This is a genomic window from Bradyrhizobium sp. USDA 4449 (genome assembly GCF_054056275.1).
Map to the genome: position 1 here is coordinate 73,012 of NZ_JBSRYD010000001.1, position 22,355 is coordinate 95,366.

The following is a 22,355-nucleotide window of genomic DNA, read 5'->3' on the forward strand; positions in this document are numbered from 1 at the left end:
TATCAACAACGGAAAAACGCAGGAAAACAAAAGAAAGGGAAACGACCATGGGATCATCGACGGCTCTGGGTTCTGCCCTCCTCACCTCGGCGCTGGCGCTGTGCCTCGCCGCCCCCGCCTACGCGCAGGCGAACGATCCGATCAAGATCGGCGTCATCGCCGAGGTGCAGTCGATCGCGGGGGCTGCGACGCCGGGCGGCGCACAGATCGCCGCCGACGAGATCAACGCCAAGGGCGGCATCCTCGGCCGCAAGGTCGAGATCGTCACCTATGACAACAAGAGCTCCTCGGCCGACTCGGTCCGCGCGTTCCAGCGCGCGGTGAGCGAGGACAAGGTCTCGGCGGTGATCGCGAGCTACATTTCCGAAGTCGTGCTGGCCCTGGAGCCCTGGGCGGCGCGGCTGAAGATGCCGCTGATCACGCCGGGCGCCGCCTCGAACGAGATCACCAAGGCTGTTCACAGCGACTACGAGAAGAACAAGTACACCTTCCACGGCTATCTGACCTCGGCCGCGCAAGCGCAGCTCGTTTGCGACGCGGCGAAGGACCTGCTCGTCGACAAGATGCACATGAAGACGGTCGCGATCATGAGCGAGGACGCCGCCTGGACCAAGCCGCTCGATATCGGCTACGAGGCCTGCCTGCCCAAGGCGGGCTTGAAGGTTGTCGAGCACGTGCGCTTCTCGCCCGACACCACCGACTTCACGCCGATCTTCAACAACATGGAGGCCAAGAAGCCCGACGTGATCGTGACAGGCATCTCGCATGTCGGCGTGCAGCCGACGGTGCAGTGGAAGAACCAGCAGGTGCCGATCCCGATGTTCGGCATCAGCGCGCAGGCGCTGAGCCCGACCTTCTGGAAGGACACCAATGGCGCGGCCGACGGCGTGCCGTCGCTCGCAGTCGCGACGCCCGATGTTGCCGTCACCTCCAAGACAAAACCGTTCGCCGCCGCCTTCAAGGCCAAGTTCGGCACGCCGCCGGCCTATACCGGCTATACCGCCTATGACGACGTCTACATCATCACCGACGCCATCAAGCGCGCCGGCTCGACCGATCCGGACAAGATGGTCGCGGAGATGGAGAAGACCAATTTCGAGGGCACGATCGGCCAGATCCAGTTCTACGGCAAGGACGACGAGTTCACCCATGGCATCAAGTCCGGTCCGGGCGCGGTGACCGGCCTGGTCTTCCAATGGCAGGACGAGAAGCAGGTCGTGGTCTGGCCCGAGAAGATCGCGGATGGCAAGCTGAAGTTTCCGAACTTCGTGAAGCTGTCGCAGTAAGCGGAAGGGCGGCTCCGCAAGCGCGCGATGCCCGGGCCGAGCCCGGGCATTTCGTTTTTGCCCTTGCTGCCAGGCACTCTTGCAAATTCGGCAAGGTCGATCAAAGTAAGGACCGGCACGCAGGCAGCTTTCAAGAATCTGCGGCTCACCAAGGAGGACGCATGCTCCCCTATGTCGCCCACGATCCTCGCTTCGAGCGGCTGGTCATCGGCCATGTCAATCTCGAAAAGCTTTTCACCGGTTGCCGCTGGGCCGAGGGCCCCGCCTACTTTCCGGCCGGGCGCTACCTGATCTGGTCCGACATTCCGAACAACCGGATGATGCGCTTCGACGAAACCGACGGCTCCGTGTCGGTGTTCCGCGCGCCGAGCTTCAACTCCAACGGCAACACCACCGATCGACAAGGACGGCTGGTCAGTTGCGAGCACTTCATGCGGCGCGTCAGCCGGACCGAGCACGACGGCTCGATCACCGTGCTGGCCGACGCCTTCGAGGGCCGCCGGCTGAATTCGCCCAATGATGCCGTTGTCAAATCGGACAATTCGATCTGGTTCTCCGATCCGACCTACGGCATCGACAGCGACTATGAAGGGCAGCAAAGCCCGTCCGAGATCGGCGCCTCCAACGTCTACCGGATCGATGCCAGCTCCGGCGCCATCACGCGCGTCGTGCCCGACCGAGTGCAGCCGAATGGACTCGCTTTCTCGCCCGATGAAACCAGGCTCTACGTCGCCGACACCGGCGCCACGCATGTGCGCGGGCTGCCGCCGACGATCTGGTCTTATGAGGTGAAAGGACAGACCGTCGGGGAAGCCTCGCTGTTCGCCACCTGCCCGGACGGGCTCTATGACGGCTTTCGCGTCGACATCCACGGCAATATCTGGACCTCCGCGGGCCGCAGCGTGTTCTGCTATGCGCCCGACGGCACCCATCTCGGCACGGTCCCGATCGGCGAGATCGTCGCCAACGTCTGCTTCGGCGGCCCGCGCCGCAACCGCCTCTACATCTGCGGACAGACCTCGCTGTATTCGATCTATCTCAACACGCGCGCGGCGGTTTAAGGACGTGCTCGCGGCGTCGCGTCAACTCGTGACGCGTTCGCCGCGGCCGTAGACCAGCAGCATGAAGATGATCACGAGGCCGTAAATGACCTGGCGGCCGGCCTCGGGCATGTCCATGATCGACAGCACGCTGTTGAGCAGCACGATCAGCACGACGCCGATCAGCGTGCCCAGATAGCGGCCGCGGCCGCCGAGGATGTTCGTGCCGCCGATCACGACCGCCGCGATCGATGGCAGCAGATAGGCATCTCCCATGCCCTGATAGGCCTTGGTGGAGTAGCCGGCGAGTAGCACGCCGGCGAGCGCGGCGGCGAGGCCGCAAAGCACGAAGCAGATCACGGTGATGCGCCGGGTATCGACGCCAGCGAGATACGCGGCTGCCTCCTTGTTGCCGATGGCGTACACGTAACGTCCGAGCGCTGTGCGCTGCAGGATGACGGCAACGATGACAGACACTCCGGCCCAGACGAACAAGGCATTGGGGATGCCGAACGTGCGGTCGCCGGCGAGCATCCGCATCAGATCGGTGGCGGCGGTCTGCGGCGCATAACCGCCCGTATGGGCCACCATCAGGCCGCGCATCACCGCGTTGACGCCGAGGGTGAAGATCATCGAGGGCACGCGCAGATACGCAACACCGATGCCGTTGATGAGGCCGACCAAAAGCCCGATGCCGAGCCCGACCGGAATGGCGAGCGGTCCGCCGATCGACGTCGCCATCATGGCGGCGGCGGCGAGCGTCCAGGGCACCGACAGATCGATCTGGGCGATCAGGATCACCATCATCATCCCGGCGGCGACGATGCCGAGGAAGGCGCCGATCTGAAGCTGTTGCAGCAAATAGGTCGGCGACAGCAACGGTGCGCTGCCGAAGCGGGCAAAGGTATAGACCGTGCCGGCCACCAGGATGACGAGGATGAACAGGGCCGCGATCAGGATCGGGCGGTCGTCGCGCGAGAGACTGAGAGAGGCCGAACTCATCGAAACAGCTCCAGCGTATTCTTGACGCGCAGGACCCCCAGCGCGCCGATGCTGACCGCCGCCAGCAGGATCAGGCCCTCGAACAGCGGCTGCAGCAGCGGCGCGATGTCGAAGATCCGGAAGAAGAACGAAATGACGCGCAGCACCATGGCGCCGAAGATCGAGCCGATCGCGCTGCCGGTCCCGCCCAGCAGCGACGTGCCGCCGATCACGACGGAGGCGATCGAGTTGAGCGTGTAGGCGCCGGCCTGCGGGATGTCGGCATTGCCCGAGGAGGTCTGGATGGCGAGGAACAGGCCGCCGCAGCCGGCGAAGAAGCCGGCGAGCGTGAAGGCCGCGATCTTGGCGCGGTCGATCGGCAGGCCCGACATGTAGGCGGCGCCTTCGGCCGAGCCGACAGCATAGACGGCGCGGCCAAGCACGGAGCGGCGGAACGGCACCCAGACCAGCAGCGCGATCAGGATCAGCAGCACGAAGGGCACCGGAATCCAGGCGACCGGCGCAAACCAGCTTGCCGCGCCGTCATCGAAGATGTGAACCGTCGCCGCGAAATCTCCGAGCGAATTGGTCAGCGCCCAGTTGAGATCCTCGTCGATCTTGCCGCCCGGCGTCGGCCGCAGGAACAGCGCGATGCCGATATAAACAGCGCCGGTCGCGAGCGTCGCGATGATCGGCTGGATGCGTCCATAGACGACGATGCAGCCATTGATGAAACCGGCCAGCGCGCCGGTGGCAAGACACACAACGATGCCGAGCAGGATACCGCTGACGCCACCGGGAAACGTCCCAAGACCGAGATGCAGGCCGAAGATCTCGAGATGCAGCGGGGTGCCGTCCGCCACGCCCGTGAGCAGATAGCTCGCGAAACAGCCCACCATGGTCATGACGGCGCCCACGGAAAGGTCCAGCCCCGATGCCAGCACCGGCACGGTCTGCGCCATCGCCAGCATGGCAAGCGCAAAGATCTCGTCGCCGTTCTGCACCAGAACCGCCGAGGAGAAGCCCTTGGGGTGAGCGAAATTGTAGAGCAGATAGAGGACCGCGAACAACAGGACGGCGGTGACGATGCCGATGTTCTGGCGAATCCGGATGGCGACATCGTCAAGCATGGGCGGCTCCGGAACTCTCCGGCGTCGCGCCGTCGATGTTCAGCGCGCTCGCGATGATATTAGTCTCGGTGAGGTCGTCGCCTTCGAGCTCGCGCACGATGCGGCCGTCATACATGATCGCCACCCGGTTGCAGCAGCCAATGAGTTCATCGTAGTCGGTCGAGTAGAACAGGATGGCGGCGCCCTGGTCGGCGAGCTCGCGCATCAGCCGGTAAAGCTCCTGCTTGGTGCCGACGTCGATGCCGCGGGTGGGGTCGTTGAGCAGGATGATCTTGGGGTCGGTCATCAGCCATTTGGCGAGAACGACCTTCTGCTGGTTGCCGCCTGACAGCGTGGATACCGCATCGCCCGGCGCGCCGATCTTGATTTGCAGCCGTGCGATGGCGCGCTTGATCGCCTCGTTCTCGCGGGCGCGGTCGACCAGAGGTCCCTTCGAGATCGCGTCGAGCGAGGCGATCACCAGATTGTCGGCGATCGACATCGGCAGCATCAGGCCTTCGGTCTTGCGATCCTCCGGCACCAGCGCGATGCCGACCGATTTCGCCGCGGCCGGGGACGCTGGACGCACCTCGCGGCCTTCGACGGTGATCTGCCCGGAGACGCCGCGCAGCACGCCGAACAGCGCCAGCAGCAGCGATTTCTGTCCCTGGCCATCGAGCCCGCCGAGACCGACGATCTCGCCGGCGCCGACGCGAAGCGAGATATGGTCGAGGTGCCGGTCCCAGCTCAGATTCTCGACATCAAGCACCGGCTTCGGCGCTTCCCGCGCAGGCTTGGGCGGATATTGGGCCGCGATGTCGCGCCCGATCATGAGCTGAACGATATCGGCGGTCGAGCGCTTGCCCTTGTCGAAGGTCTCGATATGGCGTCCGTTGCGGAACACGGAGGCGCGGTCGGCAAGCGCCTCGACCTCGTGCATCCGGTGCGAGATGTAGAGGATGGCAACGCCCTCGGCCTTGAGCCGCGCCAGCATGGCGTACACCTTCTCGACATCCGCGCTGGTGAGGGCCGAGGTGGCTTCGTCGAGGATCAAAAGCTGCGGCTTCTTGCCGAGGGCCTTGGCGATCTCCACCACCTGGCGCCGCGACAGCGGCAGGTCGCGCACGCGCATCAGCGGGTTGACGTCCTCGCAACCGATCTCGGCCAGCAGCTGCTCGGCGCGTCGGCGCTGCGCCCGTGCGTCGATGAGACCGAAGCGGCGCGGCGGCGACGCGATCGAGATGTTGTCCGCGACCGAGAGGTCGGGCATCAGCGACAATTCCTGAAAAATGCAGACGACGCCGGCTGCATTGGCCGCCGACGGCGTCGCGAAGCTGACATCACGACCATCCAGCCGCATGGTGCCGCTATCGGGCTGGACCACGCCGGCGATGATCTTGATCAGCGTCGACTTGCCGGCGCCATTCTCGCCCAGCACCGCGTGGATCTTGCCGCGCTCGCAGGCGAAGTCGACGCCTTCGAGCGCGCGCACGCCGGCGTAACGCTTGGAAATTCCGGACAAGGTGAGGAAGGCAGATTGACTCAGGATGGCGTCTGGCATGACGGGGCTCACGCAGCGGCGGCCCGGCAAAGGCCGGGCCGCGACCGTGACATCAGAAGTCGGCTCACTGGGTGTTCTTTTCGCTCTGCGACATGATCTCCGGCGCCGTGAAGTTGACGCCACAGGGCGTGAACTGGTTCGGCGCGAAGAAGTTGGCGTTGAGGTCCGGCCAGTAATTGACCCCGGGCTTCAGGTCCTTGTAGGTCGCGACCGGGATCGGGATCGAGATCAGCTGCGGCATGACATTGCCTTGCAATGCGGAGATCGCCGCCTTGGTGGCGATGGCGACCAGCGCCGGGGACTGTCCGTAGGACATGCCCTTGAGCCCGTCCTTGGCGTGATCGGCGATCTGCTTGCGGTACTCGTTCTCGCCCTCACCCGACATCGGAACGAAGGGGTGCTTGGCCGCCATCATCGCCTGGACCGTGCCATCGGAGCCGCCTTGCGTGAACACGCCGTCGAAATGGCCATGAACCGCGAGCGCGTCCGCCGTCACTTTCTGGGACGTGCCGGTGTCCCAATTGCCGACCACTTCCGTGATCTTGAAGCTGTTGCCCGGCGCTTCCATGACTTCGCGGAAGCCGAGATGGCGATCACGGTCGACCGAGTTGCCCGGCAGGCCGCGGACCTCGAGGATGTCGCCGCTCTTCTTGCCGCTCTCATCCATCAGCCACTTCGCCGACATGCGGCCCATCTCCTTCTGGTCCTCGTTGACCATCATCACCTTGTCGGTGTCGAGGACGTTGTCGAAGGGCACCACGACGACATTGTTCTTGTCGGCGAGGCGGATGATGCGGTCGAAGCCGTCAGGCGCCACCGCGATGGTGACGATGGCGTCAAAGCCCTGATTGATGAAGTCCTCCATCGCGCCGAGTTGCGCTGCAACATCGGTGCCGGTCGAGACGACCTTGAACTCCTTGATGTTCTCCTTGATGCCCGGCTGCTCGGCAAAGGCCTTTGCAGTCTTCACCATCTGGATGCGCCAGGTGTTGCCGACGAAGCCGTTGACGAGCGCGATCTTGTAGGGACCGGGCTTCTTGTCCCACTGGAAGAACTTGGTTTGGGACGACCAGGGCTTGAAGCACGCGGGATCGGCACCCGGACCGGAAACGACCTTGGGCCCTGCGAGGGCGCTGACCGAGGACAGCAACAGGCCAACGCAAGCGAGCCCCGTCAAACGAAGCGTCCATACCATATCACTTCTCCTGAGCTTTTGTTTTCCACCCTTAACGTGGCACGATGGCCAAGCCGGGAATTGGGCTTCCCGTGCGATTTACCGCACTAGGATGGCACGCCACGTCGGATGCGCACAAGCCGGATGCCGGCCATGGGTCCTGTCCCGCCGCGAATGCGTGAAGCAGGATCATCACAATTGCGGGAGACGATATGTCGCCGCGGCGAGGCCGAAATATACGCGCGACAAGCAGATGCTCGCGTCCGGCTCGATGCAGCGCAATCGAATGATTGCGAACCAAAGGCTGGCGCAGTGCAAAAAGAATGATACTCAGGGAAAAATGCCGACGCGATCGTGGTCGGCCGCGCGTCCGAATTGCCTGGTGCGGCGCATGTTGACTTTCATGCACGCCCTTCAAATACTCACAAAAACAGTCGCAAACGACTGACCGAGGGAGGGATGGGATGCCGACTTCACGCAGGCAGCTGCTGAAGGGTACGGCGGCTGCCGCCGCCACACTCAGCATCGATTGGACCCGGGCCCAGGCGCAGGCCGAGAATTTGCGCATCGGACTGATCTACGACCTCACCGGACCATTCGCCGCGGGCGGCTCGGTCGCCTCCTCGGTCGGCGCGCAGATCGCCATCGATCTCGTCAACGAGAAGGGCGGCATTGGCGGCAAGACCAAGATCGTGCCCGTTCCCGCCGACTCCCAGAGCAAGGCCGACGTCGCCATCAACGAGGCCGAGCGCCTGATCAGCCAGGAGAAGATCGACATCATCAACGGCGTCTATTCCAGCGCGCATGCCGTGCCGATGGCGGCGAAGGTCGAGCAGCAGAAGAAGATCCTCTGGATCACCACCGCCGTGTCGACCGCCGTGTTCAAGGACAAGAACCTGCAATATGTCTTTCGCGCGCAGATCCACTCCGACCAGTACGGCCAGGCGTTTGCAGGCTTTCTTGCCGAGCACGCCAAGGGCAAGCTCGGCATGGAGCCGAAGGACGTCAAGGTCGCACTGATCCATGAGGACGGCCCCTATGGAGTCGGTGTCGCCGCCGCCGACGAGGCCTATGCCAAGGAGGCCGGCATCCAGGTTGTGCTGCGCGAGGGCTATTCGGCCTCAGCGCCCGATCTTTCGGTGCTCGTGACCAAGCTCAAGCGCGCCAAGGTCGACGTGATCTCGCACGCCGGCTACAACCCGGACATCACGCTTTTCCTGCGCCAGGCGCGCGAAAGCGGGCTTCGGTTCAAGATGCTGTTCGGCGCCGGCGCCGGCTACAGCCAGCTCGACAAGCTGCGCGCGACCTTTGGTCCCGACATCGATAATTTCTGCAATATCGATCCGGTACCGGCACAGCTGCTGGATCCCTCGAAGCTTGCGCCGGGCATGGGCGAGCTGATCAAGACCATGGTGACGCGCTACCAGGCCAAGACCGGCGCGACCGACGTCCCGCCGCACTGTTCGATGGGTTTCAACCAGACCTGGGTGCTGCTGAACAACGTGCTGCCTGTCGCCAAGGAGAAGTATGGCAGCTTCGAGCCGGAAGCCATTCGCAAGGCAGCGCTTGACGTCGACATCCCGCCCGGCGGAACCATCCAGGGCTACGGTGTGAAATTCTTTCCGCCGGGGACGCCGCTCTCTGGCCAGAACGAACGCTCGACGCCGGTGGTGATGCAGAATGCCGGCGAGCACATCTCCGTGGTGTGGCCGACCAACATCCGCACGCAAGACCCGGTGTTTCCGCTGCCGAAGGGATCGACCTACGGGGCGTAGAGCACGCGGCGCGGCACTTCCCGCTCTTTCCGCCGTGGCGAAGGATGGCTTCGCGAAGCGACGCCCGGTGCGGGGTCGCTCTCCGCGCGTGGATCTCTCGTGATTCGAATTCGCGGCAACGTACCGCTCATCCGGCGCTTCGCGCCACCTTCTCCCGCAAGGGGAACGGAAAGCAGCGCCTGTCTCGCCGGCAACGTGGCGCCCCCAAACTATCCGCCGCCCCTCCGCTATTCGCCATTGCACACCGCGACACTTGCATCCAGGGGTCATTCTTTTCGCGCTGGAGCGGGATCTTCGACCATCTGGCAACTCACGCTCGGTGCGACAAAAAGTCTTTTTCAAACAAATGCTTCCCAGAGTGTGAACTGGATAACTAGCACCCGCTTCGTTTCGTACGTACAAGCCTATCAGCCAATCGCGCCTGGTTTTGGCACAAACGGCACACCGGCTCCGCATTTCGAAGCCGTCCAGCGCGGATCAGACATCTTCAGAAACGCGAATTCCACAGCTGGGGGTGACGATGCCCGCCATATTCGAATTACTCTACAAGGAATTTTGCCGCGCCCCGCCTTTCCGAAATGCGCAAGCAGCTTTTGCTCACGGGCAAACATCCCAAACTTTTTCTGCCGGACGACGAGGCCGCCGACTCGGATGGGGTCGATCCGCAACACGAAGCCGAATTGAAGCGCACGCGGGAATAGTCACGTCGAGGCACTCCATTTTTAGGAGGCAACGTTGAATACGCCAGAGGTCTATGCTGCGTCGATTGCCTGTCTGTCTTGCTTGACCATAGCGGTGATGATGGCTGTCGGAGTCTGGTAGTGCTCGCACTTTCCTCGCCCCCTTGACGGAGAGGGTGGCTCACGCCGCAAGGGTTCGCGGCGAGCTCGAAGCAATTTGGCTTCTTCTACAACACAACGCGCCGCCCCTCTTCTGCGGCCCAATAGCCGGCATAGTTGACCTTGATGGTGTCATAGGCAAGCGCGAGATCCGACAGCGGCTGGCGGCCGGTCGCGGCGCATTCCATGAAATCCTGGATCTCCTGGAGATAGCCGCGCGTCCATTCCTCCTCGAGGCAGACATATTGCCATCCGGTCTTGCGGTCGACTTTTTCGGTGATGTAGACGGAGGCGAGCTTCTCCTCCGACGTCTGGTAGCTCATCAGATGATTGTTCGGGGTGATGTTGGCGAACAACGAGCCGCCGGACGTATAGGTCTCGATCAGGTTGCGTACCCCGCCCATGATCATATCGCCGGAGAACACGGTGGCCTTGGTGCCGTCGGAGAATGTCGCCGTCAACGTGCCCCAATCCTCGACATCAACAGGATTGGCCTTGATGTAGGTGCGCTCCTCCGGCTTGAGGATGGCCGTGACGTTGCCGACATCGCCGGTGACGCTGGCGACATGAATTTTCTCCCCTCGCGCGCGCGCCTCGACCTGCTTGAGATAGAGCACGGCAGAGAGCGGATGGCAGCCCATGCGGATCAGCGAGCCGCCGCCGGTCATCGCCCATTGCGCGGCATGCGCGGCGTGCGAGCCGGAATGGCTCTCCTCACCCTTCATGAACAGGACTTTGTCCTTCGTCGCCTTGATGATTTCAGCTGTCTTGGTGACCGCCGGCGCATAGATCCAGTCCTCGGCATACATGAACAGTTTTCCGGTACGCTCGATCGCGGCGCGCGTTGCGTTCATCTCCTCCATCAGGCGTTCATACATCAGCGCCTTCGGCACGTGCTTGCCGATCGGCTGCTTGTCGCCGTCCCGGCCGAAATAGCCGGCGAAAGGCTTTTCACAGATGACATGCTTGCCGGCCTGCATGGCCGCGACGATCATCTCGGCATGCAGATTTGGCGGCGTGCAGATGTCAACGACATCGAGTGCGCGGTCCGCAATCAGTTCCGCAAAGCTGCGGTAGACGCGCGCGATGCCGTGACGGGCGGCAAATGCAATGACGTGGTCGCCGCGCGCGGCGACCGCAGCGACCTCGACGTCCACGCCATAGACGCGCCGCAACGCATACATGTGCAGCTCCGACACGAAGCCGCAGCCGACGAGTCCGACCCTGATCCTGGCCATGGTGCCCCCTTGCTTTGGGCGGCACTATAGCGCCAAGGCAGAGCTATTGCACCGAGACGCGCACCACGCCTGCGCTCATCATGCCGAGCGCGCGGGCGGCGGGCACCGAGAGATCGACGATGCGGCCGCGGATGAAGGGACCGCGATCATTGACGCGGCATTGAATCGTCCGCCCGCTGTAGGAAACCCTGAGAATGCTGCCGAATGGGCGCGTCCTATGCGCACAGGTCAGCTCGCCGTTTTTCGCGGCTTTGCCGTATCCATAATATGAGGCAAGTCCGCTTTCAGCGTGGGCGACGGAAAATGCAGAAAGCGAGAAACTGGTCAGACAAAACAATAAGCTCGGATGCGCTCGCACGGCACCGCTCCCGGTTGGCCTTGCCCGGCGCAGCAACGTCCTCCGGTTCCAGATGGTTCCGGGAACCCCGCCGGGCATTGCCCGGCGGGTCCATCACACATTGTTACTGCTTGTGAAAAACCAGCGTCCGCACCTCGATGCTCTCGCGCGGCGCAGCATCCCGGGGCGTGGTCGGATCGACGAAGGCCGTGTGCGGCCCAAAGCGCGTGCGGCCGTCCGTTGCGGAATCATAGCATTTCAGCAGCAGCGCTTCGTCGGCCGTCATCTCGGGGAAATAGAACCAGCGGTGGTTGGGATTGTATTTCACCGAATAAGTCTCGCCGCGGCGATTGGGATAGATCAAGTCGGAGGCGACGAGATCCTCGGGCGCAACAGTCGTGCCGTCGGCTATCGCGAGCGGTGAGTCCCGCAATGGGCCGCGGATCGGCCGCCACAAATTGATCACCTGGACGCGGCCCTTGAGCAACTCATCGGCCTCCTCAGGCAGATGCTCGCGCACGCGATTGGCGCCGGACACGATGGTCTGATCGACATGGACCCGGGTTGCCGGCTGACGCGGGCCGCCATCGCGAATATCAGGAGCGCCCTCGACGCGCTTGCGCACGGTATGATCGAAGATGACAACGCGATCGGCCTTCAGGGTCGCGCGCAGGAATGCCTCGACGGCGGGATAGTAGACCGCGCGGATTTCCTCGTCGTTGTAAAAGTCCTTGACGTGGGTCGGATGGCGCACCAGCGCAAAACCTTCGCGATCGAGCGAGAAGCTCCCGGCGATCAAGCGCGCATCGAAGATCGGCACCAGATGCGGCTCCGGAAGAGATGTGCTCTTGGGCTCGCCGGGCGGCGGATCGAAAGCGTAGGTGCGCGGCTTTCCCGAGACTGGCGCGAGGTAGTTGAGTTCAGCGGTGACGAAGGGAAGCGATTCGATTTTTGTTTCTTGCAGGCCCATGGCCGGTCTCCCGATGTGGTCGTCTGAAGGATTTTTGACGGGATGGAGCAGGCCGCAAGGGAGGCGGTGCAAATAGCAATGCGGGTGTCGTGGCGAGCCGGAAATGCAGAAGGAACGTTTCGCGGGAGGCAGGTGCGCGTTGATCACCTTCTCCCCTTGCGGGAAAAGGCGGGGAAACGCGCACTCAGCCCTGATCGTGTGGCTGTCGCTCTAGCGCTCACCAATAATGGCGGTAGTACGGTCGGTAATAGGGCCGGTAGTAGCCATAGCGATAACCGTAATACGGACGGTAAGGCCGATAATATCCGGGATAGGCCGGCCCGTAACCGTAATAGGCCGGCGCATAACCATAGCCATAGCCGGGGTAGCCGTAACCGCCATAGTAGCCGTAAGGCGCGCCGGCGATGGCGCTGCCGATGAGCGCGCCGGCCGCGAAGCCGCCAAAGCCCCATCCGAAGCCACGACCACGCCAATAGACCTGCGTGACGTCATCGCCGACCGTGGCCTTCATGGTCGCGACATTGGTCGGCAGCGGCGCCGCCGCCGCCTGCCCGATTTGGCCTGCCAAGACCGCGGCGGTCAGCGAGCAGGCAATTGCCGTCTTCCATTTACTCATCGTCTCACTCCCTGTCTGACGTTTCGTTCGGAAGGGATCGCAAGCCATGATCTGGCATCTTTGCGCCAGATCAAAGCGCGAAATCAAAGTCTCGAATTCGCGTGCAGCGCACAAGGCGCTGGCGTGCCCTGGAAATGAGCGGCGGACGACGGGGCCGGAAGGGGTACGCACCCCGGCAAAGCGTTAAGCTTCCCATGCGTTCGCAACCAACAAGCACCTTCCCGATTACCTATTCGTACCGTTACTATCGGTTCCGATGGCGCGCGGCCGGAAGGCACTTCGCGAAGGCCTTGGTTTGCGCCAGAATTTGGCTTGCGCCTGACGAGTGGGAGGATGACATGAGTGCCGCCGGAAATGAGCCGCTTGCCCGCCAGGCCTTGGCGTTTGTCCTTGCGGGCGGACGTGGCAGTCGGCTGCTGGAATTGACCGACCGGCGCGCCAAGCCCGCGGTCTATTTCGGCGGCAAGTCCCGCATCATCGATTTCGCGCTGTCGAACGCCGTGAACTCGGGCATCCGCCGCATCGCGGTCGCCACCCAGTACAAGGCGCACAGCCTGATCCGGCATCTCCAGATGGGCTGGAACTTCTTCCGCCCCGAGCGCAACGAGAGCTTCGACATCCTGCCGGCAAGCCAGCGCGTCTCGGAGAGCATGTGGTATGTCGGCACGGCGGATGCGATCTACCAGAACATCGACATCATCGAATCGCACAATGCCCGCTTCATCGTCGTGCTCGCCGGCGACCACATCTACAAGATGGACTACGAGGTGATGTTGCGGCAGCACGTCGACAGTGGCGCCGACGTCACGGTGGGCTGTCTCGAAATGCCGCGTGAGGAATCCTCCGGCTTCGGCATCATGCATATCGATGAGAACGGCTGGATCCAGCAATTCCTCGAGAAGCCCAAGGATCCGCCGCCGATGCCGGGCAAGCCGGACGTCTCGCTCGCCAGCATGGGCATCTACGTCTTCAACACCAAATTCCTGTTCGACGAGCTCAAGCGCGACGCCGAGGACCCGAACTCGAACCACGATTTCGGCAAGGACATCATCCCGTACATCGTCAAGAACGGCCGCGCCATCGCGCATCAGTTCTCGACCTCGTGCGTGCGTTCGGGCAGCGATCCCCGCACCTACTGGCGCGATGCCGGCACGGTGGATGCCTATTGGGCCGCCAATATCGACCTCACCGACGTGGTGCCGGAGCTCGATCTGTTCGACCGGGCCTGGCCGATCTGGTCCTATGCGGAGATCACGCCGCCGGCCAAGTTCGTCCACGACGAGGAGAGCCGGCGCGGCCAGGCCGTGAGCTCGCTGGTCTCGGGCGGCTGCATCATTTCCGGCGCGTCGCTGCGCCGTTCGCTGCTGTTTACCGGGGTGCGCATCAATTCCTATGCCAATGTCGAGAACGCCGTGATCATGCCCTACGTCAATGTCGGCCGCGGCGCGCGGCTGAAGAACGTCGTGATCGACCGCGGCGTGGAGATTCCGGAGGGGCTCGTCATCGGCGAGGACCCGGAATTCGACGCCAAACGTTTCCGCACCACCGAACAGGGCATCTCGCTCGTCACCCAGCCGATGATCGACAGGCTCAATACATGATGCCTGTTCGCGTCCTCTCGGTCGCTTCTGAAGTCTATCCCATCATCAAGACCGGCGGCCTCGCTGACGTCGCCGGCGCGCTGCCGATTGCGCTGAAGGCGCACGGCGTCGAGATGCGGACCTTGATGCCGGGCTATCCTGACGTGATGCGGCTGCTGTCGGGCGCGGATGAGATCCGCAGCTGGCCGGATTATTTCGGCGGCCCGGGCCGGCTGCTCGCAGGCTCGCGTGACGGGCTCGATCTGTTCGTGCTCGACGTGCCGCATCTCTATGCACGGCCCGGCAATCCCTACGTCACTTCCGAGGGCGTGGACTGGCCTGACAACGGCGTGCGTTTCGCGGCGCTGTCGCGCGTCGCGGCCGATATCGGCCACGGGCTCGTCGCCAGCTTCCTCCCTGATGTCGTTCACGCCCATGACTGGCAGGCCGGACTTGCGCCGGCCTATCTGCACTACGACGGTGGGCGGCGGCCCGGCACGGTGATGACCATCCACAACATGGCCTATCAGGGCAAGTTCGACCGCGCTCTGGCCAATGCGGTCGGCCTGCCCTGGAACGCCTCGTTCGACGTCCACGGCCTCGAATATTTCGGCGGCATCAGTTTTTTGAAGGCCGGCTTGCAACTCGCCGATCGCATCACCACGGTGTCGCCGACCTACGCGCGTGAAATCCAGAGCGATGAAGGCGGCATGGGGCTCGGCGGCCTGCTGCGTGAACGCGCAAGCGTGCTCAGCGGCATCCTCAACGGCATCGACATCGAGGTCTGGAATCCGCAGACCGATCCACATATCGCCTATCGCTTCGGCGCGCAGGACCTCACGTTCCGCGCCGCGAACAAGGCGGTGCTTCAGCAACAATTCAATCTCGATTCCTCCGACGAAGCGCCGCTGCTCGGGGTCATCAGCCGGCTATCCTGGCAAAAAGGGCTCGACCTCATGCTCGAGGCGATCCCGACAATCCTCGAGCAGGGCATGCAACTTGCGCTGCTCGGCAGCGGCGACCGCGATCTTCAGGACCGCTTTCAGGCCGCAGCACGCGCCAATCCCGGGCGCATCGGGGTCCTGATCGGCTATGACGAGATTCTCGCCCATCTGATCCAGGCCGGCTCCGACGCGCTGCTCGTGCCCTCGCGGTTCGAGCCATGTGGGCTCACCCAGCTCTGCGCGCTGCGCTACGCTGCCGTGCCCATCGTCTCGCACGTGGGAGGCCTCGCGGATACGATCGTCGATATCGGCGAAGCGGGGCGTGGCGCCACCGGTTTCAAATTCGGCCCCGTCACGGCCGATGCCCTCGCCGGCACGCTGCGCAAGGCAAAGGCTGCCTTCCACGACAAGGCGACCTGGCGACGGCTGCAATTGAACGGCCTTGCGACCGACGTCTCCTGGCGCAATCGCGCCGGCGAGTACGCCGCGCTCTATCGCAGCCTTGCGGCGTCCCGCGGCGCGTGAGGCCTTCTTCGCCTCCCCCTCATGCGGCAGAGGCAATCGCGTGTGGTTTCTTTGTCTGCGGGTTTGCTCTCCCTCTCCCGCAAGCGGGAGAGATCTCATCCAAACTTGTACGACGCCATCGCGACGTTCGCGACCTCGTCGACGAAGACGCGCTTGCCGACGTCGTCGCCGGCGGCACCTGCCGCAACCATCAGCGGCAACAGGTGATCCTCGCGCGGATGGGCAAGACGCGCACTCGGCGCCTTCTCCCAGTCGACCAGCATGGCATTGCGACGCGCCGCATCCGGATTGCCGATCGCCTCGTTCAGATAGGCCTCGAAATCGTAGGAAACCGGCTTTGACTCGGCGCGGCCAAAACCGCGCATGTTGTGATAGGTGAGCCCGCTACCGACGATCAGGATGCCCTCGTCCCGGAGCGAGGCGATCGCCTGCCCGACCTTGATGTGCTCGGCCGCGTCATAGCTCGACTTCAGCGACAGCAGCACGATCGGCATGTCGGCGTTCGGGTACATCAGGCCGAGCGGCACGAAGGTGCCGTGATCAAAGCCCTGATCGGGATCTTCCCGGCAATCGAGGCCCGCATGCTTGAGCAGCGCCCTCACCTCTGCAGCGAGTTCGGGCTGGCCCGGCGCGGGATATTTGATGTGGTAGGTATGCTCGGGGAAACCGTAATAGTCGTACACCATCGGCGGATGCGGCGAAGTCGACACCGTAAAGGCCTCGGCCTCCCAATGACCGGTGATGACGAGCACCGCCTTCGGCCTTGCGGGCAGAAGCTGCGGCAGCCGGCCGAACTCCGCGGCGGTCTTGGCATATTGCACCCGCCTGTCCTCCATGAACGGCCAGGGGCCACCGCCGTGGGACAGGAAGAGGGTCGGAAATCGCGTCATTTGTGGCGGCTCGTCTCAACGACATCATGCGCGTGTATCTGCCCGCGCGCTCGGCGGCGAGCATAGGCAAACCGGTATGGTTAGCAAGTCGTTAACGATTTGCCGCCCACAATCCAGCTGTGGCCGAAGGAACGGGCCAGAAGACAAGCGAGACGGTTGAGATGAGGAAGTTTGCCCTGGGGGATGTCGTCAACAGTGACAAGGGCCGCCGCGGCGTCGTTCGCGCCGCCTACCGATCAAAGGAAGGCCAGCAGTTCTACGCCGTCGAGAAGGACGGCGCGATGGACTATCTGGAAGAAGACCGGCTAACGCCGGCGCCGCGCGTCGAGCTCGCGGCCTAAGCCCAACTCATTTCTCGCTCTCACGCGCAAGCCGGTCCAGACGCTCCGCAGACGGGTCGTCGCCGCTGGCGATACGGTCATTCGCAATCAGCAGCAGATGGTCACCGTCCGCAGCGGCATCCCAGTGCGGCAGCTCCGCGCCGTTGGGATCGCCGCTCCGGGCGAAATTGATCCAGTAGGCCCGGATGCGGCTTGCGACCTCGCGATCACGCCGCGAGAAAATGCCGGCGCCCGGGACCCCCTCCGCGCCGAAGATGAATTGCAGCTCGCGCCCGTGGCCTTCGTCTGGATTGCTGCGCCGGGCTTCCGGCACATAGGCAAAGCGATAGCGGAAGGTCGGCGCGCCCGTCGCGGCATGCAGCCGGGCGAGCCGTCGCGCCGGTTCGGCAAAAACCTTGTCGGTGTAGAAGCTCGCCGCCACCTCTGACGGTTTCGCAGCGTTCGGATAGAGCTCGCGCAGCGCGTCCGGGCTCTCGCCCGACGATGACAACGCCTCCTTGACCTCGAGCTCGCTGTCGAAGCGGGTCTCGTCGTCATTCGAGCCGACGATCAGGGGAATGCGGCTCTCATGTCCTGACGCAAATCCGGCGGCGATGTCTTCCGTCACCAGGTTTCCATCCATTGCCGGCGCAAAACTGCGCGGCGCTTTCTCCAGCAGGCGCTGTTCGGCAGCAAGCAGGCGCGCCGGCGCGGCTGCACGCAAATCCGCGGCCGGCCCGAGCGCGGCGACAAGCTGCCGGCCCACGGCCTCGGCCTGCTGCGACGACGGCAGGAGCGCGCGGCCGGGCACCGATTGCAGAATGGCTTTCTGGAACAGATCGCGTGATTGCGTGCACAGCATCAGCAGCGCGATCGATGTCGCGCCGGCGCCGTTGCCGAACAGCGTGACGTTGTTCGCATCGCCGCCGAACGCCGCGATGTTGTCGTGCACCCAACGCAACGCCGCGATCTGGTCCATCAGGCCAAAATTGCCGGAGCCGCCGTCCGACAGCGCGGGATGGGTGAGCCAGCCGAACGCGCCCAGACGATAGTTCACGGTCACCACGATGAGGCCGGCCTGTGCAATCCTCGAGCCGTCGAACAACGGATCGTTGGCGGTGCCCGTAACGAAGCCGCCGCCGTGGATGAACACCATCACCGGCAGCGGCCCGTCGATGCCGAAGGGGCGAAACACGTTCAGCGTGAGGCAATCCTCACGCGCCGCGGGCATCGACGGCTGCAGACATGGCGCGCCATAATCGTAGGCCGTGCTCATCTCCGAACTCTCCGGCAAACTCTGCGGCGGACGCCAGCGCAGGTGACCGACCGGCGGGGCTGCATAGGCGAGGCCCTTGAAGGAGGCCACCTCGCCGGCGACGGCCCCGAGCATCTGGCCTTCGCGCGTCAACGCAAATGGAAATTGTCCAACCGGTTGGGCCCTGGCCGCGCCGGTGCAGAGCAATGCAAGGACCGCAATGAGCGCAAGCAGGAATCGCATCTTCCGGGAATCTCGATGCGCGAAAATGTTCCCCTGCAGGTTACGTCCGCGGCCCGGAGCGAGGCAAGCGCTGCGACCCGCCTCTAGTGGCCCTTGGCAATGATCTCCGCGAGCGCACGTCGCGCGATGATGCCGAGCTCGCCCAGCGTTGAATGGCCGGACCGAGCCGCCTCGATCAGGCGTTCGGCGATGAACCTGCGGCTGTCGTGATCGCCGCCATGCGGCAATTGACGGCACGTCTCCTCCAGGACGACGTCCATGTTGGCTTTGGTTCGTTCACTCAACTCTGTCATGACGATCTGGGGTATGCGTGGCTTGTAGCCGCAAGCATACACAGACGGATCGTCCATGATTAGCCCGGGCAATCACGGCCATTGTGCGTCGCGATGCGTGCATCGAACCAACCGTTCGCGCCGCCACGATGAGGCCGCAAACGGCTACCGGGGATTGCATCTGTTCTGATGACAAGCCGAACCTGCAGGGCTAGCCTGCCGGCAAAACAAGATAGACGGGAGGAACACCATGCCTGACGCAATGGTCGCCGCGCGTGACTCCAACACGGCTGACGGAACCGTCCAACAGGTCGACGTTGCGGTGGTCGGAGCCGGATTTGCCGGGCTCTATCTTCTCCATCGCCTTCGCAAGGCGGGCTTTTCGGCCGTCGGTCTCGACGAAGCCGGCGATGTGGGGGGCACGTGGTACTGGAACCGCTATCCCGGCGCGCGCTGCGACATCCAGACCATCGATTACGGCTACACGTTCGATCCGGAACTCGACAGTGTCTGGACCTGGTCGGAGAAATACGCGACGCAGCCGGAAATCCTGCGCTATCTCGGCTTCGTTACCGACCGCTACGATCTGCGCCGCGACATCCGCTTCAAGACCAAGGTCACCGAAGCCAGATGGGACGAGCAAGCCGAGCGCTGGCAGCTGACCACCAACAACGGCGCGCCGGTCTCCTGCCGCCATTACATCATGGCCACCGGCTGCCTCTCCGCGCCAAAGCCGCCGGAAATCGACGGCGTCAAGGATTTCAAGGGCGAAATCTATTTCACCGGACGCTGGCCGCATGACGGCGTCGATCTCGCGGGAAAGCGCGTCGCCGTGATCGGCACGGGCTCATCAGGCATCCAGTCGATTCCGCTGATTGCCGAGCAGGCCGCGCATCTCACCGTGTTCCAGCGCACGCCGAATTTCGCGCTACCCGCGCATAACGGCCCCTCGCCGGCCGATCGCAGGGATCTGTTCCAGAGCGACCGCGCGGCCTATCGCGAGCAGGCGCGGCAGTCGATGGCCGGTGTGCCCTATCCGCAGCAAACCGTCGTGAGCTGGCAGCTCAGCGATGCCGAGCGTCGCGAGCGCTTCGAACGCGCCTGGGCGGCCGGCGACCTCGTCCACATCCTGAGCCAGCTCTGGGCCGATCAGGCCGTCGATGTCGACGGCAACAAGATCGTCCAGGACCTGATCCGCGAAAAGATCTCGGCGGCCGTGAACGACCCGGAGACGGCGGCGGCGCTGATGCCGCACGATCATCCGTTCGGCGCCAAGCGGCCCTGCCTCGAGACCAATTATTACGCGACCTTCAACCGGCCTGATGTCACGCTGGTCAATCTGCGCCAGGAGCCGATCAAGGCGATCACGGCAAGCGGCATCTCGACGAGCGGCCGCAGCTTCGATGTCGACGTCATCGTGTTCGCGACCGGATTCGACGCCATGACCGGCGCGATCCGGGCCGTGCATCCGATCACGGGGCGCGGCGGCAAGTCGCTGACGGATGTCTGGGCACAGGGGCCGCAGAGCTATCTCGGGCTCACCGTCGAAGGCTTTCCGAACTTCTTCATGATCACCGGGCCCGGCAGCCCGTCGGTGCTGTCGAACATGGCAGTCTCGATCGAGCAGCATGTCGACTGGGTCGTCGATCGCCTCGCCGCGCTTCGCGATGCGGGTTTCACCACGATCGAGCCGACCGAGACGGCGCAGGCCGGCTGGAACAGGCACATGGCGGACTGCGCGATGCTGACGCTGCACCGGCTCGCCAACACCTGGTACACGGGCGCCAACGTGCCCGGCAAGGTGCAGGGCCTGATGCCCTATACCGGCGGCGTCGGGCCCTATCGCAGCATCTGCGACGAAGTCACGAGGCGCGGCATGCTCGGCTTCAGGCTGTCGGGCCCCAACGTCGCCGCGCAATGCAATGACGGCGAGGTGGTGCGGCTTCAGCCTGACGTCCGCCTGGTGCTGAACCTGCTGACCTCGCTGAACCTGCCGCCGATCGAGTCGATGGGCGCGATCGGCGCCCGCGCCTTCGTCAATGAGTTCAACAAGGGCCGGCCGGCGGGACGGCCGATCGGCGACATCGTCGACGGCACTTTACCCGGCGCCGACGGCCCGCTGCCTTATCGCCTCTACAAGCCGGCGACGCCGGGCCCGCATCAAATCGTGGTCTATTTCCACGGCGGCGGCTGGGTGCTCGGCGACGAGCAGTCGGACGAGCCGTTCTGCCGCGACATGGTGCGGCGGACGGGCATGGCCTTCGTCAGCGTCGGCTATCGCCATGCACCGGAGCATCGCTTCCCCGCAGCGGCCGAGGACGGCTATGCGGCGACGCGCTGGATATCGGAGCATCTGGCCGAGCTCGGCGGCATCTCGGGCCCGGTACTGGTTGCGGGATGGAGCGCCGGCGGCAACATCGCCGCCGTCACCTGCCAGCTCGCGCGCGACCGCGGCGGCCCCAACATAGCAGGCCAGCTGCTGGTATGCCCGGTCACCGACTGCAGCTTCGACCGGCCCTCCTATAACGAGAATGCGACCGGCTACTTCCTGACGCGGTCGCTGATGTACTGGTTCTGGGACCTCTACTGCTCGCCTGCCGACCGCACCGATCCGCGCGTCTCGCCGCTGCGCGGCAACGTCGCCGGCCTGCCGCCGGCTTTCGTCGTCACCTGCGAATTCGATCCGTTGCGCGACGAGGGCATCGCCTATGCCGAGGCGATGGCGGCCGCCGGCGTACCGGTCGAGCAGCTCAAAGCGCACGGCCATTTCCACTCGTCCTTTCCAATGGTCGACGTGGTGATCACTGGCGTCCAGGGCCGGGTGCAGATGGCTGGAGCCTTGCGGCGCTTCGCCGGGCTTCCGCCGGAGGCCAAAAGCGGCGACGAGACCAGCCAAAGCCAAGTGGACCCGGCACGCAGGATCGCAGCGGCTGCGAGTTAGGCGGCCGATGGGAACCTTTGCCCTGACGTCGCGTTGTTGCGGCGTGGCATTGAGATGCAGCAATGGTGTGGGCCCCGGCATGCAGGCATTGCATGCTGGGGTTGTTTTTGCGTGAGGCGGGGACGATGGGGGATGCATCTGATACGAATTCAAAGGTCGATTTCGGCGCGCGGGCAGTGCTGCAGAAATGGCCCTCACTCGGCAATCAGCGCCGGCCGGACCGCACGCCCTATCAGGTGAGCGAAGGCACGCTCGACGCCTGCATCTCGGCTTTCATGCAGAAGCCTGCGCCATCCAGGCATCTCTATGAGATCCGCACGGCGGCGCAGCCACCGCTGGTCACGGACATTCTCTCGCCCGAGCACGTCATCGAGCTGTCGCGGCTGCGGGACTATCTCTGACCGTAGGCGAACACCGCCGCACACCACCGACAAGGGTCTCATGCGCCTGCCGTCATCC

Annotated in this window: 19 protein-coding genes; 8 read left to right on the forward strand and 11 right to left on the reverse strand. The window is 64.0% G+C overall.

Annotated features, from left to right (window positions below; translation table 11 throughout):
- The first annotated feature begins 47 nt into the window (after positions 1-47).
- Positions 48-1,286: an ABC transporter substrate-binding protein gene (locus tag ACVIIW_RS00370; protein ID WP_456698918.1), complete on the forward strand. Its 1,239-nt coding sequence runs from the start codon at positions 48-50 to the stop codon at positions 1,284-1,286.
- 161 nt (positions 1,287-1,447) lie between these two features.
- Positions 1,448-2,347 (forward strand): SMP-30/gluconolactonase/LRE family protein, encoded by a 900-nt coding sequence (locus ACVIIW_RS00375; RefSeq protein WP_456698919.1) that lies wholly within the window; start codon positions 1,448-1,450, stop codon positions 2,345-2,347.
- 21 nt (positions 2,348-2,368) lie between these two features.
- On the opposite strand, the gene ACVIIW_RS00380 is transcribed toward ACVIIW_RS00375, so the two are convergent.
- The 4 genes from ACVIIW_RS00380 to ACVIIW_RS00395 all read right to left on the reverse strand — a co-directional run bounded on the left by ACVIIW_RS00380 (position 2,369) and on the right by ACVIIW_RS00395 (position 7,172).
- Complete coding sequence (locus ACVIIW_RS00380) at positions 2,369-3,328, reverse strand: ABC transporter permease (protein WP_456698920.1); 960 nt, start codon at positions 3,326-3,328, stop codon at positions 2,369-2,371.
- Positions 3,325-4,437, reverse strand: a complete 1,113-nt coding sequence (locus ACVIIW_RS00385) for an ABC transporter permease (RefSeq protein ID WP_456698921.1) — start codon at positions 4,435-4,437, stop codon at positions 3,325-3,327. The genes ACVIIW_RS00380 and ACVIIW_RS00385 overlap by 4 nt, the downstream gene beginning before the upstream one ends.
- Complete coding sequence (locus ACVIIW_RS00390; RefSeq protein WP_456698922.1) at positions 4,430-5,977, reverse strand: sugar ABC transporter ATP-binding protein; 1,548 nt, start codon at positions 5,975-5,977, stop codon at positions 4,430-4,432. Before ACVIIW_RS00390 ends, ACVIIW_RS00385 begins: the two co-directional genes overlap by 8 nt.
- Before the next feature lie 64 nt (positions 5,978-6,041).
- Entirely contained in the window at positions 6,042-7,172 is a 1,131-nt protein-coding gene (locus ACVIIW_RS00395) for a sugar ABC transporter substrate-binding protein (RefSeq protein ID WP_456698923.1), read from the reverse strand.
- A gap of 443 nt (positions 7,173-7,615) precedes the next feature.
- Between ACVIIW_RS00395 and ACVIIW_RS00400 the strand changes: the two genes are divergently transcribed.
- Positions 7,616-8,926: an ABC transporter substrate-binding protein gene (locus ACVIIW_RS00400; RefSeq protein ID WP_456698924.1), complete on the forward strand. Its 1,311-nt coding sequence runs from the start codon at positions 7,616-7,618 to the stop codon at positions 8,924-8,926.
- A gap of 907 nt (positions 8,927-9,833) precedes the next feature.
- Here the strand turns inward: ACVIIW_RS00400 and ACVIIW_RS00405 are convergent.
- From ACVIIW_RS00405 to ACVIIW_RS00420, 4 genes are all read right to left on the reverse strand, one after another.
- Positions 9,834-11,003, reverse strand: coding sequence for a Gfo/Idh/MocA family protein (locus ACVIIW_RS00405; protein WP_456698925.1), 1,170 nt, complete (start codon positions 11,001-11,003; stop codon positions 9,834-9,836).
- A gap of 43 nt (positions 11,004-11,046) precedes the next feature.
- Positions 11,047-11,361, reverse strand: coding sequence for a septal ring lytic transglycosylase RlpA family protein (locus ACVIIW_RS00410; RefSeq protein WP_456705049.1), 315 nt, complete (start codon positions 11,359-11,361; stop codon positions 11,047-11,049).
- Between the two features lie 103 nt (positions 11,362-11,464).
- Positions 11,465-12,310: a CmcJ/NvfI family oxidoreductase gene (locus ACVIIW_RS00415; protein ID WP_456698926.1), complete on the reverse strand. Its 846-nt coding sequence runs from the start codon at positions 12,308-12,310 to the stop codon at positions 11,465-11,467.
- Positions 12,311-12,527: 217 nt separating this feature from the next.
- Entirely contained in the window at positions 12,528-12,926 is a 399-nt protein-coding gene (locus tag ACVIIW_RS00420; RefSeq protein WP_456698927.1) for a hypothetical protein, read from the reverse strand.
- Positions 12,927-13,264: 338 nt separating this feature from the next.
- On the opposite strand from ACVIIW_RS00420, the gene glgC reads away from it, so the two are divergent.
- Together glgC and glgA are read left to right on the forward strand one after the other, a co-directional pair.
- Positions 13,265-14,527 carry a glucose-1-phosphate adenylyltransferase gene (gene glgC, locus ACVIIW_RS00425; protein ID WP_456698928.1) on the forward strand — a complete coding sequence of 421 codons (1,263 nt, stop codon included), beginning with the start codon at positions 13,265-13,267 and terminating at the stop codon, positions 14,525-14,527.
- Entirely contained in the window at positions 14,524-15,975 is a 1,452-nt protein-coding gene (gene glgA / locus ACVIIW_RS00430; RefSeq protein WP_456698929.1) for a glycogen synthase GlgA, read from the forward strand. Before glgC ends, glgA begins: the two co-directional genes overlap by 4 nt.
- A 95-nt stretch (positions 15,976-16,070) precedes the next feature.
- On the opposite strand, the gene ACVIIW_RS00435 is transcribed toward glgA, so the two are convergent.
- Positions 16,071-16,865: a DODA-type extradiol aromatic ring-opening family dioxygenase gene (locus tag ACVIIW_RS00435; RefSeq protein ID WP_456698930.1), complete on the reverse strand. Its 795-nt coding sequence runs from the start codon at positions 16,863-16,865 to the stop codon at positions 16,071-16,073.
- A gap of 161 nt (positions 16,866-17,026) precedes the next feature.
- On the opposite strand from ACVIIW_RS00435, the gene ACVIIW_RS00440 reads away from it, so the two are divergent.
- On the forward strand, positions 17,027-17,206 hold the full coding sequence (locus ACVIIW_RS00440) for a hypothetical protein (RefSeq protein WP_456698931.1): 180 nt from the start codon (positions 17,027-17,029) through the stop codon (positions 17,204-17,206).
- 7 nt (positions 17,207-17,213) lie between these two features.
- On the opposite strand, the gene ACVIIW_RS00445 is transcribed toward ACVIIW_RS00440, so the two are convergent.
- Both ACVIIW_RS00445 and ACVIIW_RS00450 read right to left on the reverse strand, forming a co-directional pair.
- Positions 17,214-18,683 (reverse strand): carboxylesterase/lipase family protein, encoded by a 1,470-nt coding sequence (locus tag ACVIIW_RS00445; RefSeq protein ID WP_456698932.1) that lies wholly within the window; start codon positions 18,681-18,683, stop codon positions 17,214-17,216.
- Positions 18,684-18,766: 83 nt separating this feature from the next.
- On the reverse strand, positions 18,767-18,976 hold the full coding sequence (locus ACVIIW_RS00450; protein WP_456698933.1) for a hypothetical protein: 210 nt from the start codon (positions 18,974-18,976) through the stop codon (positions 18,767-18,769).
- Positions 18,977-19,205: 229 nt separating this feature from the next.
- On the opposite strand from ACVIIW_RS00450, the gene ACVIIW_RS00455 reads away from it, so the two are divergent.
- Positions 19,206-21,896 carry a flavin-containing monooxygenase gene (locus ACVIIW_RS00455; RefSeq protein ID WP_456698934.1) on the forward strand — a complete coding sequence of 897 codons (2,691 nt, stop codon included), beginning with the start codon at positions 19,206-19,208 and terminating at the stop codon, positions 21,894-21,896.
- Positions 21,897-21,988: 92 nt separating this feature from the next.
- Entirely contained in the window at positions 21,989-22,297 is a 309-nt protein-coding gene (locus ACVIIW_RS00460; RefSeq protein ID WP_456698935.1) for a hypothetical protein, read from the forward strand.
- The last annotated feature ends 58 nt before the right edge of the window (positions 22,298-22,355 follow it).

Excerpts from the sequence above, each read along its gene's own strand:
- ACVIIW_RS00420 (WP_456698927.1), bottom strand. The coding sequence starts at position 12,926 with ATGAGTAAATGGAAGACGGCAATTGCCTGCTCGCTGACCGCCGCGGTC.
- ACVIIW_RS00395 (WP_456698923.1), bottom strand. The coding sequence starts at position 7,172 with ATGGTATGGACGCTTCGTTTGACGGGGCTCGCTTGCGTTGGCCTGTTG.
- glgA (WP_456698929.1), top strand. The coding sequence starts at position 14,524 with ATGATGCCTGTTCGCGTCCTCTCGGTCGCTTCTGAAGTCTATCCCATC.
- ACVIIW_RS00415 (WP_456698926.1), bottom strand. The coding sequence starts at position 12,310 with ATGGGCCTGCAAGAAACAAAAATCGAATCGCTTCCCTTCGTCACCGCT.
- ACVIIW_RS00380 (WP_456698920.1), bottom strand. The coding sequence starts at position 3,328 with ATGAGTTCGGCCTCTCTCAGTCTCTCGCGCGACGACCGCCCGATCCTG.
- ACVIIW_RS00455 (WP_456698934.1), top strand. The coding sequence starts at position 19,206 with ATGCCTGACGCAATGGTCGCCGCGCGTGACTCCAACACGGCTGACGGA.
- ACVIIW_RS00460 (WP_456698935.1), top strand. The coding sequence starts at position 21,989 with ATGCTGGGGTTGTTTTTGCGTGAGGCGGGGACGATGGGGGATGCATCT.
- ACVIIW_RS00385 (WP_456698921.1), bottom strand. The coding sequence starts at position 4,437 with ATGCTTGACGATGTCGCCATCCGGATTCGCCAGAACATCGGCATCGTC.
- ACVIIW_RS00435 (WP_456698930.1), bottom strand. The coding sequence starts at position 16,865 with ATGACGCGATTTCCGACCCTCTTCCTGTCCCACGGCGGTGGCCCCTGG.
- ACVIIW_RS00450 (WP_456698933.1), bottom strand. The coding sequence starts at position 18,976 with ATGACAGAGTTGAGTGAACGAACCAAAGCCAACATGGACGTCGTCCTG.
- ACVIIW_RS00440 (WP_456698931.1), top strand. The coding sequence starts at position 17,027 with ATGAGGAAGTTTGCCCTGGGGGATGTCGTCAACAGTGACAAGGGCCGC.
- ACVIIW_RS00405 (WP_456698925.1), bottom strand. The coding sequence starts at position 11,003 with ATGGCCAGGATCAGGGTCGGACTCGTCGGCTGCGGCTTCGTGTCGGAG.
- ACVIIW_RS00370 (WP_456698918.1), top strand. The coding sequence starts at position 48 with ATGGGATCATCGACGGCTCTGGGTTCTGCCCTCCTCACCTCGGCGCTG.
- ACVIIW_RS00400 (WP_456698924.1), top strand. The coding sequence starts at position 7,616 with ATGCCGACTTCACGCAGGCAGCTGCTGAAGGGTACGGCGGCTGCCGCC.
- ACVIIW_RS00390 (WP_456698922.1), bottom strand. The coding sequence starts at position 5,977 with ATGCCAGACGCCATCCTGAGTCAATCTGCCTTCCTCACCTTGTCCGGA.
- ACVIIW_RS00445 (WP_456698932.1), bottom strand. The coding sequence starts at position 18,683 with ATGCGATTCCTGCTTGCGCTCATTGCGGTCCTTGCATTGCTCTGCACC.
- ACVIIW_RS00375 (WP_456698919.1), top strand. The coding sequence starts at position 1,448 with ATGCTCCCCTATGTCGCCCACGATCCTCGCTTCGAGCGGCTGGTCATC.
- glgC (WP_456698928.1), top strand. The coding sequence starts at position 13,265 with ATGAGTGCCGCCGGAAATGAGCCGCTTGCCCGCCAGGCCTTGGCGTTT.